Source organism: Variovorax sp. GW823-FHT02B07 (assembly GCF_058797695.1).
On record NZ_JBXAJX010000001.1, the window covers coordinates 827,978 to 844,881 of the forward strand.

A 16,904-nucleotide genomic window follows, 5' to 3' on the forward strand; every position below is an offset into this window, starting at 1 on the left:
GCTCAGAACCCCGTGAGGCCGCCGCTGCACACCAGCGTCTGGCCGCTCACGTAGTCGGACTCGGGAATGCACAGCAGGTACACCGCGCCCGCCGCTTCTTCGGGCGTGCCGCCACGGCCCAGCGGAATGCCGCGTTCCATCGCGGCCATCAGGTCGGGGTTCACGCCCACCTTGATGTCGCGCCCGTCGATGTTGGCGGTGCCGCCATCGGCGGCGTTGCCGGTCAGGCGGGTCTTGATGAGACCGTAGGCCACGCAGTTGACCGTGACGTTCATGCGGCCCCATTCCTTGGCCAGTGTCTGCGTCATGCCGGTGATGCCGGCCTTGGCCGCCGCGTAGTTGGTCTGGCCCGGGTTGCCGAACAGGCCCGCCATCGACGAGATGTTGACGACCTTGCGCACCACGCGCTGCCCGGCTTCGGTCTCTGCCTTGCCGAGCGCGCGGATCACCGGCTGCGCCGCGCGCAGGATGCGAAACGGCGCCGTCAGGTGGCAGTCGAGCATCGCGTACCACTGCTCGTCGGTCATCTTCTGGATCACGTTGTCCCAGGTGTAGCCGGCGTTGTTGACGACGATGTCCAGGCCCTTGAATTCGCTCACCGCCGTGCCGACGAAGCGCTCGGCGAAGTCGGTCGCGTTGACGTTGCCGACGCAGGCCACGGCCTGGCCGCCGGCCTCGCGGATGGCCTGCACGGCCTCTTGTGCGGGTTCGGCGTCGAGGTCGTTGACGACGATGCGTGCGCCTTCGCTGGCGAGCTTGAGCGCGATGGAGCGGCCGATGCCGCGGCCCGAACCGGTGATGAGGGCGACCTTGCCTTCGAGTTTGTTTGTCATGGTGTTCTTTCCGGGATGTTGGGTGGTCAGGGCAGCGCGACGAAGGCTTCGCCGACGATCTTGGTCTGGCCGAACTGGTTGGTGCTCTGCAGTTCGATGCGCACGCCGCGTTCGCCGTTGCGCTCGGTCTTCTGCGCGATGCGGCCGCTGCAGCGCATGGCGTTGCCCAGGTGCGTGATGCCCTGGAAGCGCGCCTCGAAGTGGCGCAGCCGGCTCTGCGGCGCCCACTGCGTGAGCACGCGGCCCAGCCAGGCCATGCCCAGCATGCCCTGCGCGAACACGTCGGGCATGCCCGAGCGGCGTGCCATGTCGGTGTCGATGTGGATCGGGTTGTGGTCGCCCGAGGCGCCCGTGAAGAGCGCGAGCGCGGTGCGGTTCACGGCCGGCAACTGCACGGCCGGAAGTTCGTCGCCGACCTGCACGGAGTCGAAGGTGGGGGAGGTCATGGGGTGTTCCTTCAGTGGCGGCAGACGATGACCGTGCGCAGCTCGGCCACGAGTTCGTCGCGCTGGTTGGTGGCGCGCGAGGTCTTCACGACGAATTCGAGCGCGCCGTTCTTCTTGTTGTAGATGTCGCTGACGGTGGAGCGCACCGTCACCGTGTCGCCCACGCAGGCCGGGCGGTGGTAGCTGAAGCTCTGCTCGCCGTGCAGCAGCTTGGCCAATGGAATCTGCAGGTCGGTGAGCAGTTGGTCCGAGGCGCCCGAGTCCAGTTCGGCGGCGAAAAGGAAGGTGGGCGGCGCGGGCAAGTCGGGGTAGCCGGCATCGCGCGCGGCGGCGGCATCGGTGTAGACCGGGTCGGTCTCGCCGATGGCCTTGGCAAAGAACTGCAGCCGGCTGCGCTCGATGGGAAGCACCGACGGGGGCAGCGCGTGGCCGATCCATTTCTTGTCGATCATGAGAGGGTCTCCTTGGGTTGTCGTGGGGTTCAGACGCGTTCGTAGAGCGTGACCACGCAGGCGCCACCGAGGCCCAGGTTGTGCTGGAGCGCGAGCCGCGCACCCTCGACCTGGCGCTTGTCGGCTGTGCCGCGCAGCTGCTGGACCAGCTCGGTGGATTGCGCGAGCCCCGTCGCGCCCAGCGGGTGGCCCTTCGACAGCAGGCCGCCCGAGGGGTTGGTCACCACCTTGCCGCCGTAGGTGTTGTCGCCATCGATCACGAACTTTTCCGCGCCGCCGACCGGGCACAGGCCCAGCGCCTCGTAGCTGATGAGTTCGTTGTGCGCGAAGCAGTCGTGTAGCTCGACCACGTCGATGTCCTGCGGGCCGACGCCTGCAGCGTCGTACACCTTCTGCGCGGCCTCCTGTGCCATGCTGAAGCCCACCACCTCGCGCATGTCGCGCGCCTCGAAGGTGATGGGTCGGTCGGTGGTCATGGCCTGGGCCTTGATGCGCACGCTGCGATCGAGGCCGTGGCGCTGCGCGAACGCGTCCGAGCAGACGATGGCGGCCGCCGCGCCGCAGGTGGGCGGGCAGGCCATCAGCCGCGTCATCACGCCGGGCCACATGACGGGCGTGGCCAGCACTTCGTCTTCGGTGACGACGTTGCGGAACAGCGCGACCGGGTTGTTGGCGGCATGGCGGCTGGCCTTGGCGCGGATCTTCGCGAAGGTTGACAGCTGCGTGCCGTACTGCTGCATGTGCGCGAGGCCGGCTCCACCGAAGTAGCGCAGCGCCAGAGGAATGTCGATTCCGCTGACAAGTTCATCGGTGGCCTTGTCGAAGCGCGCGAAGGGGCTGGGCTTGTCGCTGAACGCCGAGCCCAGCGCGCCGGGGCTCATCTGTTCGAAGCCGAGCGCCAGCACGCAGTCGGCCGCACCGCTGGCCACGGCCTGGCGCGCCAGGAACAGCGCGGTCGATCCGGTGGAGCAGTTGTTGTTGACGTTGACCACGGGGATGCCGGTCATGCCCACTTCATACAGCGCGCTCTGGCCGGCGGTCGAGTCGGCGTACACGTAGCCGACGTAGGCCTGCTGCACCAGCTCGTAGCCGATGCCGGCATCGGCCAGCGCACGGCGCGTGGCGTCGGCGGCCATGGCCTGGTAGGGCGCGCTGGCGCCCGGTTTGGTGAAGGGGATCATGCCGACCCCGGTGACGAAGACATCGCGGCTCATGGGAGTTTCCTGAGGGTTGAGAAAAAAGGGGAAGGCGACGCGCTCATGCGACGTTGCGCTGGCGGCCCTGCCAGAAGGGCTCGCGCAGCTGGGTCTTGAGCACCTTGCCGGCGCCCGACATCGGCAGCGTGTCGACGAAGGCCACGCTGCGCGGGCACTTGTAGCCGGCGATCAGCGTCTTGCAGTGGGCGACGATGTCCGCGGCTTCGGCGCGCTGTCCCGGCTTGAGGACCAGCACCGCGTGCACGCTCTCGCCCCATTCGTCGCTGGGGATGCCGATCACCGCGCAGGCTGCGACGGCGGGGTGCTGGGTGACGGCGTTCTCGACCTCGGCCGAGTAGACGTTCTCGCCGCCGCTGATGATCATGTCCTTGATGCGGTCGACCACGAAGATGTAGCCGCCGTCGTCCATCCAGGCGCCGTCGCCGGTGTGCATCCAGCCGTCGCGCACGGCGGCGGCCGTCTGTTCCGGCTTGCCCCAGTAGCCCTGCATCACGTTGGGGCCGCGCACCGTGACTTCGCCCACCGTGCCGCGCGGCACCTCGAGGCCGGCGGGGTCGACGATGCGCACTTCCATGCAGATGCTCGCGCGCCCCGCGGAGCGGTGCCGCCCCAGGCGGTGGCCCTCGGCCGTGTACGAGCTGGGCGGGTTGATCGTGGCCAGCGGCGCCAGCTCGGTCATGCCGTAGCCCTGAACGAAGTCCACGTGGGGCAGGGCGGCCATCGCGCGTTCCAGCACGGCTTCCTGCATCGGCGAGGCGCCGTAGAAGATGCACTGCAGGCTGGCGAGGTCGCGCGGCTCTTTCATCGCGGGGTGGTCGACCAGCATCTGGATCATGGTGGGCACCAGCAGCGTGTTGGTCACGCGGTCGCGCTCGATGGCATCGAGCACGCCCTGCGGCGTGAACATCGGGATGATCGTGTGCGTGTTGCCGGCGGGCCAGTGCGGCATGGCCAGGCCCATGTCGCCCAGGTGGAACATCGGGGCGGCATGCAGGTAGTTGCCGCCGCTCGGCGCCAGGCCCTCGGCCTGCATCGCCATGGCCGAGCTGCACAGGTTGGCGTGGCTGAGCATCACGCCCTTGGGAAAGCCCGTGGTGCCGCCGGTGTAGAAGATGCCGGCCAGGTCTTCGTCGCGGCGAACTGCGTCGGGAACGGGCGAGGCCGCGGCCAGGAGCGCCTCGTAGCCGTGCATGCCGGGCGGCAGCTCGCCGTCGTGCTCGCCGCTGCTGCAATAGATCACTTCGCGCAAGCTCCTGGATTCACCGCGCATCTTCTCGACCATCGGGCGGAAGGCCTCGTCGACCAGCAGCAGGGTCGAGCCCGAGTCTTCGAGCGAATAGAGAATCTCGGCGGCCGACCAGCGGATGTTGCAGGGGTTGAGCACGCCGCCGCCCCAGGGCACGGCCATCTGGTATTCGAGGTAGCGGTCGGAGTTGAGCGCCAGCATCGCCACGCGGTCGCCCGGCTTCATGCCCAGCTGCTGCAGGGCGCCCGCGAGGCGGGCGACGCGCTCCACGAACGCGCGGAAGGTGCGTGTGCGGCCGGCAAAACGCACGGCCACCTTGTCGGGACTCTGCTGCAGGGCGCGGTGCAGCGACTGGGTCATGTACATGGCGTTGTCTCTCGTTTGGTTCTTGGTCTGGGTTTCGCAGACCCTGGCCTGCGTGGCCCATGTTAGGAACCGATCGCCCTCGGCACGATGCCGTTTTGCGTTGTTCGGATGGCAGAACATCGCAATCTGCGCGGCGCGCGATCGGGCCACGCGGCGCTTGCATGACAGGCACGCGCCGGTGCACAGTCGGCCCGGCAACATCCACGCGACGCGGCCCGCCTTCGATGCTTCATCCTCCCCAAACGGTTTCCATCAGCTTCGTGCACGGCATCCTGTCCGGGGTGCGTGCGCGCGGCCAGCCGCTCGAGCCTTTCCTGGTCGAGGCCGGCATCGCGCCCGGCCTGCTCGGGCAGTCGGACGCGCGCGTGACGACGCAGCAGTACGCGAGGTTGTTCCGCGTGCTGACCGAGCGACTGGACGACGACTTCATCGGGCTGCTGAGCCGCCCGTTGCGGCGCGGGAGCTTCGCGTTGATCGCGCGTTCGGCCCTCGGCGCGCCCACGCTGCAGGTGGCGCTTCGCCGTGCGGCGCGCACCTTTCGCCTGCTGCAGGACGACGTGGTGCTGGAGCTGGTGTGCCGGGCCGACCTGGCCGGCGTCGTGGTGCGCTTCACCGAACCCGCTGCCACGCCGACGGTCTTCCTGCAGGAGGTGCTGCTGCGCACCGCGTGGCGCCTCATGGCGTGGATCGTGGGCGGCCAGTTGCCCGTGGTGCGCTTCGACTTCGCGTTCGGGCCGCCCGCGCATGCCGGCGGCTACGGCAAGATTTTTCCGGCGCCGCAGCGGTTCGACTGCGAGCTGTCGGCGTTCTGGTTCGACGCGGCACGCCTGAAGGACGTGGTGCGCCGCGACGAGGCCGCGCTGCATGTCTTCCTGGCCGATGCGCAGGCCCACATGATCGTGCCCAGGCGCACCGACGAAGGAATCGGCGCGCGCGTGCGCAGCCACCTGCAGCACGCGCAGCCCGCATGGCCGGACCTCGTGGCGACGGCCGCCGCGCTGCATGTCACGGTCTCCACGCTGCAGCGGCGGCTGGCGCTGGAGGGCACCTCGTTCCAGGCGCTGAAGGACGAGCTGCGCCGCGACACGGCCATCCAGCGGCTGAGCACGAGCGCCGTGCCATTGGCCGAACTGGCCGACGAGCTCGGGTTTGCCAACAGCTCGGCCTTCCAGCGCGCGTTCAAGTGCTGGACGGGCAGCGCGCCCGGGAGCTACCGCCGAAGCGGCGGCTTGTGATCGACGTCGCGGATGTCAGCCATCCGACACCGACACCGACGACGGCCGCCGTCCAGGCTGGGAGATGAAGCCGGCCGCCGGGACGGGCGACCCGCCGCACAGGCTAGGCCGCCAATGCCACCGAGTGCTGCTGCCAGTCCCCACGCTCCAGCAAGGCGGTCATCGCGGAGACCGGCGCGTGCTCGCGCACGGCGGGAATGACCTCGTCCGCCTCGTCCGGCGATCCGACCAGCACCGCGCCGACAAGCCGGCCCTCGGCGACCACCAGCTTGCGATAGATGCCCTGCGCAGGCTCGGACTGCGTCAACTCGAATTCGCCGGGCCGCGCGGCGTGCACGGAGCCCGCGGAGCGGACGTCGATGCCCGAGACCTTCAGCGCGGTCACGGGCACATGGCCGCGATAGACGCGCTTGCCCCCCAGCGCATTGACGGCCGCGATCTCTCCCTGCTCGGCCGCCACGGCCCACAGGGGGATCGAGTGGCCCTCGAACTCGGCCACATCGCCCGCGGCGTAGACATGGGGGGCGCTGGTGCGCATCTGCGCGTCGACGATGATGCCGCGGCCGAGCGCCAGGCCGGCCGACTGCGCGATGTCGACGTTGGCGCGCACGCCGGTGCACACCACGACCACGTCGGCGGGGAGCTGGCGTCCGTCCTTCAGCACGAGCCGCGCCACGCGGCCCTCGCTGCCCGGCTCCAGCCGCGCGGCGTCGGCACCGGTCATGACATGGATGCCCTGGGTTGCCAGGTGCGCTTCCAGCAAGGCGCTGGCCGGGGTGTCGATCTGCCGGTCGAGGATCTGGCCGCTGTTCGACAGCACCTGGACCTGCGCCCCGAGCTGCGCCAGCGCCTGCGCCGCTTCCAGGCCGAGCAAGCCGGCGCCCAGCACGACCGCGCAGGTGCCGTGGAAGCGCTGCATGTAGTCGCGGATCGCCATCGCGTCGTCGGCATCGCGCAGCACAAAGCTGCCCTCGATGCCGTAGCCGTCGAGCGGCGGGACCCACGCCGAACTGCCCGAGCACAGGATGAGCCTGTCGTAGCCCAGCGTCTCGCGGGTCGCCAGCGTGAGCTCGCGACGCTGCGTGTCGACGCCCGACACATGCGTGTTGAGCCACGCGGTGACACGGTGCTCGGCATACCACTGCTCGGGCAGCAGGTGCAGGCCCTGGACACCCGTCGGCATGCTGATCAGCTTGGCAATGGCCATCCGGTTGTAGGCGTTGTGGTTCTCGCGGCCGATGAGATGGATCTCGCAGTCGGGGTGGCGACGCCGCACATGGTCGGCCGCGGTCAGGCCGGCCACGCCGTTGCCCACGATCACGACGCGGCGGATCGACGCATCGAAGGGCACGACCTCGGGCTTGCGTGTTTCGCGTGCCGCCGGGGTCGCCTCCCGCTTCAGGTCGATGCGGATGGGCCCGGCATTGCGGATGCGCGCCATGCAGGCCAGGCGCGTGCCGTCGGCGCAGCCGAGCCGGGCCAGCGTCGCCCGCTCGTCGCTGCCGATGGGGGCGAGCCGCTCGCCGCCCGCCACGACGGCGATCGGGTCGGCGCCGCACACGCCGGAACGACAGCCGGCGTTGATGGGGGCGCCGCAGTCCTCGAGCGCCTCGAGCAGGGTCTGGCCCTTGCGGATGGGGGTCTTCATGCCGGTGGGGTCGATGCGGAGTTCGGCAGGCTGCGGGGACGCATCCGCCGGCGCGGCCGCAGCGGCCTCGTTCTCCGGCGGGGCTGCAACCGGCGCCTTGCGCGCGGCGTCGTTCGGGCCGCGGTGCAGCCGCATCGTCTCGATGACGATCGGCGCCAGCCGGGAACCGTCCCGGACACCCTTGCGCAGTTCACGGCGAAGGAACAGGCGCTCGACATGCAGCGACCGCGCGATCCACGTCAGGCTCGCGATGATCGTCAGGCCGCGCAGCGTGGCGACGACTTCGGGGGCGATGGCCATGCCGCTCAGGCTGCTCAAGGTGCTCACGACCAGCGGGGCGGTGAACCAGTAGTACAGCGAGAACGCGGCCGCCGCGAAGAGCACCGGCGACAGGTTGCGCGTCTTGCTGCCCAGCAATTCGATCAGGTTGAAGAGCGTCAGGCTGGCGGCCATGTAGACCAGCATCTGCATGACCGTGGAGACGGGGCCGATCTCGGCGGGCGAAGGCACGAGGTAGTAGCCGAGGATCAGGCCCGGAAAGACCCCCGCGAAGAAGCTGCGGAAGTTGCGGTAGGCCGGGTTCGGGTCGTACTGGTCGGCCAGGTAGGCCGCGCCGGGGTTGAGGTCGTAGCAGTTCTTGGCGCAGCCCACGCACGGTTCGCAGTGCGTGTTGGCGATGCGGATGAACGGCGTCTGGCCGTACAGCCGCTGCACCGGCAGCAGGGGGCAGATGCTGCTGCACCAGCCGCTCTTGCCCTTGAACAGCAGGCCGCCGATGAGCGCCGCCCCCATGGCTGCCGCCAGCAGGCCGGCGGTGGCCATGCCGTTGCCGTTGAACAGCAGCTTGCGCGCGACGACCGCGCAGATCAGCAGGCCGATGCCGATCGGAAATGCCGCACCCTGCGACAGGCGGCGGCTCGTGAGGGCGCGCGTGATGCCGAGCCTGCGGGGGATCTGGTTGATGGCGGCCAGCGGGCAGACGTTGCGCCACAGCCCGGGTGCCAGCATGAACACGAGCGGGAGCGACGGCACGATCAGCCCCCAGAACAGCGGCATCGCGGTGGCGGGCCGCAGCGCCAGCATGACGGCCAGGGCCAGGGCCGAGGCGATGCTCACCACGCGCAGCGCGCGCCACACCGCCTTCGGCACGATGGTCGGCAGCTGCATGAAATTGGCGAAAACGAGAGCGGGAGAGGGCTTGAACATGGTTCGGTGGTACCTGCGTGAGAAGGTGTCGCCATTCATGCCCCGGGGGGACGCTGCGACAGTGGTGGCGCCATCGGTGAGTGATGGGGCTCTGCGAGTGGTGCGATTCTGGCCAGTCGCACGTCTTAAGGTTGCTATCTTGTGTGCGGCACGCTTACGAGTCTGAAGACGACGGGCTCAGGTATTCAGGCGGTAGCCGACCCCGCGAATCGTGCGGATGATCTGCCGCCCGAGCTTGCGCCGCACGTTGGACAGATGCACTTCCAGGGCGTTGCTCGTGGGGGCGCCGTGAATCCCCTGCACCAGCAGTTCCACCTGGGCCTTGGGGACCGTGTGATCGAAGCGCAGCGCGAGCGCTTCCACCAGGTTCCATTCCCGCTCGGTCAGCGCGACAGGCATGCCGCAGCGGACCGTCGTCCGGCTGCCCAGGTCGAACTCGACGTCGCCGCACCGCACGCGCGGCGTTGCCAGGCCCGCGGCCCGGCAACGCAGTGCCCGCACCCGCTCGGCCACCAGCTCGGGGCGGCACGGCATCACCACGAAGTCGTCCGCGCCTGCGTCGAGGACCTCGGCCTGCGCGATCGGGCCGGGCGCTCCCACCATCAGCATCAGGACCGGCGTGGTGATGTGCTGCACCCGCAACAACCGGACCCAGTCGAGCCCCGATCCGTCGGGCAACTGCGAGCTGACGAGCAGCACGTCGTAGGACTCGTTCTCCAGCACGTCGATGTCGCCGAGCCGCTCGACGCTGTCGATCAGGAACCCGTTCTTGCGCAAGTGCGTGAACAGGCCGTCGTCGACCCGCGCGCGATCCTGAAGCAGAAGCAGTCGCATGGCGTCACCTGCATGTTCAGCGCCGTCATGGCCGCGAGCAGTCGCTGGTGCTGTCGGTACGTGCCATGGCATGCCTCGTCATTGGCGAGCCGGCGTTCTCCTGGACACGGAGACGGGCGCCGCGCTGTCGACCGGGGTGCGGCCGTGGGTTGCAAGCGCGGCATCGATGGCGTTCAGGTCCTCGGGCACCAGCGTGCCGTTGGCCTGCCGCAGCTTGAGATTGCCGAGCAGTACCGAATAGCGCGCCACCGCCAGGTCGCGCTTGGTCTGGAACAGCTGGCTCTGCGCGTTGAGCACGTCGATGTTGATGCGCACGCCCACCTGGTAGCCCATGCGATTGGCCTCCAGCGCGATCTGGCTGGAGACCTCGGCGGCTTCGAGCGCCTTCACCTGGCCGGCGGCCGACACCAGCCCCAGGTAGGTGGCGCGGGTGGCCTGCGCGACGCCGCGGCGCGTGGCCTCGAGCAGCGAGCGCGACTGGTCTTCGAGCGCCAGCGTTTCCCTGACGCGGTTCTCGATCGCGTAGCCGGCAAACAAGGGCAGATTGAGGGAGACGCCCACGGTGAGGGCCTTGACCCGCGAGCGGCCCGGCGTGGTGTTGGTGCCCTGGGGGTTGTTCGTGACGTTGTAGCCCAGGGTCGCATCGAGCGTGGGCAGGTGGCCGGCCTGCGCCTTCTGCACCTCGAGCCCGGCCACGTCCAGGCCCAGCCGGGCCTGCTGGATCGCAGGGTGCCCGGCATCCGCGTGCGAGGTCCAGACCTCGATGTCGGCGGGCGCGAGCGGAGGCAGCACCACGGGCGCCGCCAGCGGCACGGGCACGCTGCCGGTGCTGCCGACGAGCTGGTCGAGCACGATCTTCTTCACCTGCAGGTCGTTCTCGGCGGCGATCTCCTGGGCGATCACCAGGTCGTAGCGGGCCTGCGCTTCGCGCGCGTCGGTGATGGTGGTGGTGCCGACTTCGAAGTTGCGCTTGGCCGAGGCCAGCTGCTCGGCCACGGCCACCTTCTGCGCGCGCACCAGGGCCAGGCTGTCCTGGCTGGCGAGCACGTCGAAGTAGGCCTGGCTCACGCGCACGATGAGGTCCTGCTCGGCGATGGTGAGCACCATCTGCGCCACCTCGGCCTGGCGCTGGCCCTGCTCGTAGGCGGCCCAGTTGGCGGGGCGGTACAGCGGCTGCGTGGCGTTGATGCCGACACTCTGGGTGTTGAACCCGCGCGTCGTCGCGCTGCCTTCCGTCGAGAGGTCCTGCCGGGTGTGCGAGGCGCCGGCCGACAGGCCGACGGTGGGCAGGATGCCGGCCCTGGACTGCGCCGCCCGCGCCAGCGTGGCCTCGTACTGGGCCCGCGCGCCCTGGTAGGTGGCGTCGTAGCCGCGCGCCGATGTGTAGATCTCGACCAGGCTCTGGCCATGGACGGGCCACGCGAAGCTCGCTGCGAGCACAGCGCCCCATGCCGGGACGAGACGCTTCCCGGTGGCGGGGGCCCGTGAGCCCTGTCCACCGGGTGGGGGTCGGCGCAGGCGCTGGTTCAGACCGTGCTCCGAGGGTCGGCCTGCAAGATGGCGCCGCCCGCGCGGCGAACCGCGGCCGGGCTGCGATCGACATGCAGGATGGCGGCCACGATCTGCTCGGGCGCCGCCAGCGCCGGCGCCATCGACCAGCGGTCATAGACGTCGTTGCCGATGCGCACCATGCCGGTGTGGCGATTGATCTCCTTGTCGACCTTCGGGTCCGGGTCGTAGAAGCCCAGGGCAAAGCGCACGAGGTCGATGTTGCTCCGGCTCCCGGTCAGGAAAAGCCAGCCCGGGTTCACGCTGTGCATCTCGGCGTAGTCGGCCAGGTGCTCCACGGTGTCGATCTCCGGGCGGATGGTGATCGAGTACATGAAGATGTCCCGGCCCACCCGAGAGGCCAGACGCTCCTGCACGCGCAGGAGGTTGTTGGTCATGAGCGGACAGATGCCTTCGCAGTCCGCATACATCATGTTGATGGCGACGATCTTTCCACGGACCAGGTCGTCGTAGAAGTTCACCTTCGCCCCGGTGTGGGTCTTCAGTTCGACGTTCGGCATGCGACGCCCCGGGCGTGCAGCCGTTGCCGGCGCCTCGGCGGAGGCGGGCAGGCCGAACGCGTACAAGGACGCGACGCCCAGTCCGGCGATCAAGTGTCTGCGGTGGTTCATGAGAATCTCCTGAAAGTCATCGGCGTTCTTCACACGATGTCGAAGCGAACCATCATTGCGTGGTCCTCGTGGGTGAGGTTGTGGCAGTGCATCAGGTACTTGCCCGAGAAATCGCGGAAGCGCACGAGCACCCTCACGGTCATGAGTTCGCCGACGACGAAGACGTCCTTGCGTCCGCGCTCGTTCACGGGAATGGTCAGGCTCACGCCGTTGACGCTCTTGCTGAGAATCCGTCCTTCTTCGAAGTGCACGTGGATCGGGTGCTGCCAGCCGTTGTCGGGATTGATGAACTCCCAGATCTCGGCGGTGCCCCGGGTGATCCTGGCTCTGGCCGTGAGCGAATCGAAGAACAGCCCGTTGACGTTCCACATGCCGCTGTTGCGCGCGAACACCCAGGTGCGAACCGGCAGGGCCGCGAGTTCACTGGCACTGGGCAGGTCGCGCAGCGGGCGCAGCACGCTCGGCACCACGCTCAGGTCGGGCGTCGGGGGCTGGCGATCGACGATGAACTTGAGCACGCGCGTGCCCGGCGACTGCACCACGCCGGGTTTGCGGGTGTCGACCTGCGTGAGCTGGTTGACGAGGTACAGCGTGGTGTTCAGCGGGAATCGCGAGAAGTCCACCACGATGTCCGCGCGCTCGGCCGGTGCGATCCGCACCCTCAGCTGGTTCACGATCGGTGCCGGCAGCAGGTTGCCGTCGCTGGCGATCTGGGTGTACGGGTACACGATGGTGCCGCCCGTGTTCTGCAGCACGAACTCGTAGAAGCGCGACGGGCCGACGTTCAGCAGCCGCAGCCGGTACTTGCGGCGTGCGACGCGCAGCACCGGCTCGATCTTGCCGTTGACCACGATCTTGTCGCCCAGCACGCCCTCGGGGTTGAGCTCGTCGAAGGTCAGCCGGCCGCCCGAGTCGAACCGCTTGTCCGAGAAGCTCAGGGGGTAGTCGTACGCGCCGCTGGGCAGCCGCAGCCCCGTGGTCTCGTCGCCGGTGTCGAGCGTGTCGAAGACCATGTAGCGCCCGAACATGCCCTTGAGCACGTTCGGCGCCGTCACGCCTTCCGTGTGGTCGTGATAGAAGAGCGAGCCCAGGGCTTCGCGCGAATCGCCGAGGCCGCCGAACTCGTCGAAGCCGGCGTAGAGGTTGGGGTAGAAGTGGTCGTTGAAGGTCCCCGGCGCGGTCAGCGTCACGCCGCCCTGGACGGCGCTGTAGAAGTCGCTCGCGAAGCCGTCGCTCTCCGACGGCGTGTGCATGTTGTGCAGGTGCGTGCTGATCTCGGGCGAGCCGAATCCCGTGTGGTTCTGCGGCAGCTGGTTGCGGATGCGGCAGATGACCGACTGCCCGTAGCGCGCGTGGATCGTGGGGCCCGGCGTGGTCACCCCCGGCGTGTTGCCTTCGTAGCCCCAGATGGGCTGCGGGGGGTAGTAGGGGTTGTTGCCGTTGAACAGCCAGGCCGGGTTCTCCTTGGCCGTCAGCTGGTACAGCAGCGGCGTGCCGGCCTTGCCGGGCACGGTCAGTTCCGCGTAGCGCTGGTGCGGTGCACGCCCGCACTCGCCGCCTGCGATGTTCGCGTTGAGGGTCGGGGCCGGGGTCAGCGTGGCCAGCGGTGTGAGCGGCGTGACCTGGTTGGGCAGGTCCTCGACCCACGGCGTCGTCGGCGGGCTGGGCGGCAGGGGCGTGGGTTGTGCGCGGGTCTTGCCCGGTGTCAGGACCAGGGGGGCGGCCGTGGCTGCCAGCGAGGCCTTCAGGAACGTGCGTCTCTTGCTGTGGGCGACAGGCGTCACGGGGTCGTGGTGGTTGGAATCCTTGCGCATGATGTATTCCCCTCGTTGACAGAGAACAGCCCCGCTACATCTGCCGTCCCGATCGGCGGATGGTGGAGGTGATGGGCTCGATGACGTACTGCAGCGCGGTCTGCGAGACGCCCGCGATGTAGACCTCGGCGGGCATGCCCGCCTGGAGCTTGAAGTCGCCGATGGCCCTGAGCGACTCGGCGTCGGCCAGGATCATCACGCTGTAGTAGGGCAGGTTGGTCTGGCGCTCGATCAACCGGTCGCCGGCGACATAGGTCACCTTGCCCGTGACCATCGAGGTGTTGCGGTACTTGAAGGCGGTGAACTTCACCCGCGCGCGCTGGTTGAGGTGCACGTTGCTGATGTCTTCCGGACGGATGCGCGCCTCGATCATCAGCTGGGCGTCGCTGGGCACGATGTCCGCGATCGCTTCTCCGGGCCCGACCACCGCGCCGGGCGAGGTGAACTTCAGGTCGATCACTTCGCCGCTGGCCGGGGCCACGACGACCTGCCGCTGCGCCGCGTCGTTCGACTTGCGCTGCTCCTGCTCGATCTCGCCCAGGCGCTGGGTGGTGGCCTTGAGCTGGTCGCTCGCGGCCTTCACGTAGTCGTTGCGGATCGACTGGATCTTCAGGTCGATCTCCACCAGGCGCTGGGCGGCGCGCGCCAGTTCCGTGCGCCGCTCTTCGAGCTTGGCCGCGTACTCCATCACCACCGACTCGAGCTGGGAAATCCGGCTCGACGAAATGAAGCCTTCCTGGATCAGGCCGCGGTTGGCCTCCAGGTCCTGCCGCTGCAGGACGAGCGAGTTCTGCGCCTGCGCGATCTGCGCGTGCACGGCGACGATTTCCTGCTGCACGCGATCGCGCTGCGTTCTCATGAGCGAGGCCGCGCTGTCCAGCGAATGGCGCTGGGCCTGGAACAGCGCCGTCTCCTTGAGCAGGGCCTGGCCGATGCGATCGTCCTGCCGGGCCGCGCGCAGCAGGTCTTCGGGGAAGGCGAGCGTCTTGGCGACGGCCTGCTCGGCCTCCAGGCGCACCAGCATGGCGCGCTCCAGATGGACGCGGTAGCTCAGGCGGTTGCGGTCGGCGTCCACGCGCACGTCGCCCAGGACCAGGATCGGATCGCCGGCGTTCACATGCTGGCCGTCGCGCACCATGACTTCGCGCACGGTGCCGCCTTCCAGGTGCTGCACCGGACGGCGGTTGAGGTCCACCTTGACGAACGCGGGGGCCACCACCGCCATCGAGAGCGGGGCGAGGCCCATCCACAGGCCCAGGGGCAGGATCGCGCCGAGGATGACCCAGCATCCGCTTCGCGCGAGGCGTCGTGCGTGCTCCCGGCTGCTGCGTGGGGCGGCAACGGGAGGCATCGGGAGTGTGGCGGTGCTCATGGTGCGGGGTCCTTGTTCGCAACGGCGGCGCGGCGCTCAGGCGGCCTTCTGGTCCACGATCGCCTGGGCCTGGCGCTGCATGTCGCGCATCACCTCGCTCGCCGGGCCGAACTGCTGGATGCGGCCTGCGGCGAGCACCAGGATCTTGTCGACGTGGGCGATCAGCGACGGGCGGTGGGTGACGACGACCGAGGTCACGCCCGCTTGGCGCAGGCCGCTCATCGCCTGGGCGAGTGCGACTTCTCCTGCGCCGTCGAGGTTGGAGTTCGGCTCGTCCAGGATCACCAGCTGCGGGTTGCCGTACAGCGCACGGGCGAGCGCGATGCGCTGGCGCTGGCCCGGAGACAACCGCGAGCCGTGTTCGCCCACCGGCGTGTCGTAGCCTTTCGGGAGGGTCAGGATCATGTCGTGCGCATTGGCGCGCACGGCGGCGGCAACCACCGCTTCGGAGTCCACCTTGTCCAGGCGCGCGATGTTGTCCGCCACGCTGCCGTCGAAGAGCTCGACGTCCTGGGGCACGTAGCCGATGTAGGGGCCCAGCTCTTCGCGCGGCCAGTACGACACGTCGGCACCGTCGAGGCGGACCTTGCCGCTGCTGGGGCGCCACACGCCCGTGAGCACGCGCGCGAGGGTCGACTTGCCGGCCGCGCTCGGGCCGACGATGGCCAGGGCCTCGCCCGGCGCCAGCGCGAAGACGATGTTCGAGAGCACCAGGGTCTCCGAGCCGGCCGCGCGGTACGAGATGTTCTCCGCGCTCAGGCGTCCTTCGGGGCGCGGCATGGCGACATGCGGCTCGGTGCGCTCGAAGTCCTTCGACAGTTCCTGCAGGCGCCCGTAGGCCGCCCGCGCCTCGATCAGCGTGCGCCAGCTGCCCACGAGCTGCTCCACCGGCTGCACCGCGCGGCCCAGCAGGATGCTGGTGGCGATCATCACGCCGGCGGAGGCCTGCTGGCTCAGCACCAGGTATGCGCCCAGGGCCAGCATGAGAATCTGGATGGCCTGGCGCGCGGCCTTGGTCCCGGCGGTGAACGCCACGGTGCTGCGGCTGGCGCTGGTCTGCATGGTCGCGATCTGGTCCTGCAGCGCCCGCCAGCGCACCAGCAGGCGCTGTGTCATTCCCAGGGCCTGCAGCACTTCGGCGTTGCGCAAGGAACTCTCGACGTATTGCGCGGCGCGTCGCCCTTCGTTCTGCAGGGTTTCGAGCGACCGGCGGCTGATGCGGTCGTTGAGCCAGGCCAGGCCGAGCATGAGGAGCGCGGAGAACGCAGCGCCCACGCCGAGCGCGGGGTGGAACATCCAGATCACGAACACGTACACGAACACCCAGGGCGCATCGAACACCGCGATCAGGCCATTGGCGGAAAACACGGCGCGAAGCGCGGCCACGTCGCGGATTCCTTCTGTCCTCACGCCGCTCGGGGCGCGTGCGGCGCGCTCCACGATGGCGTTCACCACCGGTGGGGAGAGTCGCTCGTCCACCATGATGCCCACCACGTTCTGCAGCCGGGTTCGCAGGTAGTCCAGCAGCAGCAGGATGAACAGCGCCACGCCGGTCCCGGCGAGCAGCACCAGCAGCGTTTCATGGCTGCTGGTCGAGATGACCCGGTCGAACACCTGCAGGGTGAAGAACGCGGGCACCAGGAACAGCAGGTTGATGAAGAAGGAGAACGCCGCGATGTACAGCAGCAGCGGTCGCAGTTCCATCCACAGGGTTTTCATGTGCGTCTCCTGTGGTTCTGTGGGGCGTTGCTCAGTTGACCTGCTGGTCTTGGGCCGCGGCCTGCGCCGCGGCTTCCAGCGACTTCACCCGCCGCACCAGCCGGTCGATGGTCACCATCTGCGCCGAGTAGGCGCGCGACAGCTGTTGGGTCGCGTCGCACAGGCCCTGGATGGCGACGCTCAGCTCGTCCTTCTTCGCGTTGACCATGCCGATGCGCGACATGATCAACGTCGCCACCTCGCGCGGGTCGGAGATGGAACGAGGGGCCTGCTGCGGGCTTGCGTTGTTTTTCTCGTCCATGTCTTTCTCCGTGGTCAAGGTCGTTGAAACGTTGG

Annotated in this window: 14 protein-coding genes; 1 reads left to right on the top strand and 13 read right to left on the bottom strand. The window is 69.0% G+C overall.

Annotated elements, in window-relative coordinates; all coding sequences use genetic code 11:
- Positions 1–2 precede the first annotated feature (2 nt).
- Genes AC1RGU_RS03935 through AC1RGU_RS03955 form a run of 5 tightly spaced genes read right to left on the bottom strand, consistent with a single transcriptional unit; the run spans position 3 to position 4,560 of the window.
- The gene (locus AC1RGU_RS03935) at positions 3–833 is read right to left on the bottom strand and encodes an SDR family NAD(P)-dependent oxidoreductase (RefSeq protein ID WP_492694887.1); all 831 of its coding nucleotides are present in this window, start codon (positions 831–833) and stop codon (positions 3–5) included.
- 26 nt (positions 834–859) lie between these two features.
- On the bottom strand, positions 860–1,279 hold the full coding sequence (locus AC1RGU_RS03940; protein WP_492694888.1) for a MaoC/PaaZ C-terminal domain-containing protein: 420 nt from the start codon (positions 1,277–1,279) through the stop codon (positions 860–862).
- 11 nt (positions 1,280–1,290) lie between these two features.
- Positions 1,291–1,731 carry a MaoC family dehydratase N-terminal domain-containing protein gene (locus tag AC1RGU_RS03945; RefSeq protein WP_492694890.1) on the bottom strand — a complete coding sequence of 147 codons (441 nt, stop codon included), beginning with the start codon at positions 1,729–1,731 and terminating at the stop codon, positions 1,291–1,293.
- 29 nt (positions 1,732–1,760) lie between these two features.
- On the bottom strand, positions 1,761–2,945 hold the full coding sequence (locus AC1RGU_RS03950; RefSeq protein WP_492694891.1) for a lipid-transfer protein: 1,185 nt from the start codon (positions 2,943–2,945) through the stop codon (positions 1,761–1,763).
- Between the two features lie 43 nt (positions 2,946–2,988).
- The gene (locus tag AC1RGU_RS03955) at positions 2,989–4,560 is read right to left on the bottom strand and encodes a long-chain-fatty-acid--CoA ligase (protein ID WP_492694893.1); all 1,572 of its coding nucleotides are present in this window, start codon (positions 4,558–4,560) and stop codon (positions 2,989–2,991) included.
- A 224-nt stretch (positions 4,561–4,784) separates the two neighbouring features.
- On the opposite strand from AC1RGU_RS03955, the gene AC1RGU_RS03960 reads away from it, so the two are divergent.
- Positions 4,785–5,795 carry an AraC family transcriptional regulator gene (locus tag AC1RGU_RS03960; protein WP_492694894.1) on the top strand — a complete coding sequence of 337 codons (1,011 nt, stop codon included), beginning with the start codon at positions 4,785–4,787 and terminating at the stop codon, positions 5,793–5,795.
- A 103-nt stretch (positions 5,796–5,898) separates the two neighbouring features.
- Here the strand turns inward: AC1RGU_RS03960 and AC1RGU_RS03965 are convergent, their stop codons facing one another.
- The 8 genes from AC1RGU_RS03965 to AC1RGU_RS04000 form a co-directional block, all read right to left on the bottom strand.
- Entirely contained in the window at positions 5,899–8,649 is a 2,751-nt protein-coding gene (locus tag AC1RGU_RS03965; protein ID WP_492739376.1) for an FAD-dependent oxidoreductase, read from the bottom strand.
- Between the two features lie 177 nt (positions 8,650–8,826).
- A complete protein-coding gene (locus tag AC1RGU_RS03970; RefSeq protein ID WP_492694898.1) occupies positions 8,827–9,483 on the bottom strand; it encodes a winged helix-turn-helix domain-containing protein in 657 nt (218 codons plus the stop codon).
- Between the two features lie 78 nt (positions 9,484–9,561).
- Positions 9,562–10,923: a TolC family outer membrane protein gene (locus tag AC1RGU_RS03975; RefSeq protein ID WP_095950017.1), complete on the bottom strand. Its 1,362-nt coding sequence runs from the start codon at positions 10,921–10,923 to the stop codon at positions 9,562–9,564.
- Positions 10,924–11,009: 86 nt separating this feature from the next.
- Complete coding sequence (locus AC1RGU_RS03980; protein WP_354347816.1) at positions 11,010–11,696, bottom strand: SCO family protein; 687 nt, start codon at positions 11,694–11,696, stop codon at positions 11,010–11,012.
- Positions 11,693–13,477 (bottom strand): multicopper oxidase family protein, encoded by a 1,785-nt coding sequence (locus tag AC1RGU_RS03985; protein WP_492694900.1) that lies wholly within the window; start codon positions 13,475–13,477, stop codon positions 11,693–11,695. Before AC1RGU_RS03985 ends, AC1RGU_RS03980 begins: the two co-directional genes overlap by 4 nt.
- Before the next feature lie 34 nt (positions 13,478–13,511).
- Positions 13,512–14,849: an HlyD family type I secretion periplasmic adaptor subunit gene (locus AC1RGU_RS03990; protein WP_095744454.1), complete on the bottom strand. Its 1,338-nt coding sequence runs from the start codon at positions 14,847–14,849 to the stop codon at positions 13,512–13,514.
- 36 nt (positions 14,850–14,885) lie between these two features.
- A complete protein-coding gene (locus AC1RGU_RS03995; protein ID WP_095950015.1) occupies positions 14,886–16,568 on the bottom strand; it encodes a type I secretion system permease/ATPase in 1,683 nt (560 codons plus the stop codon).
- 31 nt (positions 16,569–16,599) lie between these two features.
- The gene (locus AC1RGU_RS04000; protein WP_157627276.1) at positions 16,600–16,869 is read right to left on the bottom strand and encodes a hypothetical protein; all 270 of its coding nucleotides are present in this window, start codon (positions 16,867–16,869) and stop codon (positions 16,600–16,602) included.
- Positions 16,870–16,904 lie beyond the last annotated feature (35 nt).

Bases quoted from the DNA above. Each gene is read 5' to 3' on its own strand.
- AC1RGU_RS03935 (WP_492694887.1), bottom strand. From the start codon at position 833: ATGACAAACAAACTCGAAGGCAAGGTCGCCCTCATCACCGGTTCGGGC.
- AC1RGU_RS03940 (WP_492694888.1), bottom strand. From the start codon at position 1,279: ATGACCTCCCCCACCTTCGACTCCGTGCAGGTCGGCGACGAACTTCCG.
- AC1RGU_RS03945 (WP_492694890.1), bottom strand. From the start codon at position 1,731: ATGATCGACAAGAAATGGATCGGCCACGCGCTGCCCCCGTCGGTGCTT.
- AC1RGU_RS03950 (WP_492694891.1), bottom strand. From the start codon at position 2,945: ATGAGCCGCGATGTCTTCGTCACCGGGGTCGGCATGATCCCCTTCACC.
- AC1RGU_RS03955 (WP_492694893.1), bottom strand. From the start codon at position 4,560: ATGTACATGACCCAGTCGCTGCACCGCGCCCTGCAGCAGAGTCCCGAC.
- AC1RGU_RS03960 (WP_492694894.1), top strand. From the start codon at position 4,785: ATGCTTCATCCTCCCCAAACGGTTTCCATCAGCTTCGTGCACGGCATC.
- AC1RGU_RS03965 (WP_492739376.1), bottom strand. From the start codon at position 8,649: ATGTTCAAGCCCTCTCCCGCTCTCGTTTTCGCCAATTTCATGCAGCTG.
- AC1RGU_RS03970 (WP_492694898.1), bottom strand. From the start codon at position 9,483: ATGCGACTGCTTCTGCTTCAGGATCGCGCGCGGGTCGACGACGGCCTG.
- AC1RGU_RS03985 (WP_492694900.1), bottom strand. From the start codon at position 13,477: ATGCGCAAGGATTCCAACCACCACGACCCCGTGACGCCTGTCGCCCAC.
- AC1RGU_RS03990 (WP_095744454.1), bottom strand. From the start codon at position 14,849: ATGAGCACCGCCACACTCCCGATGCCTCCCGTTGCCGCCCCACGCAGC.
- AC1RGU_RS03995 (WP_095950015.1), bottom strand. From the start codon at position 16,568: ATGAAAACCCTGTGGATGGAACTGCGACCGCTGCTGCTGTACATCGCG.
- AC1RGU_RS04000 (WP_157627276.1), bottom strand. From the start codon at position 16,869: ATGGACGAGAAAAACAACGCAAGCCCGCAGCAGGCCCCTCGTTCCATC.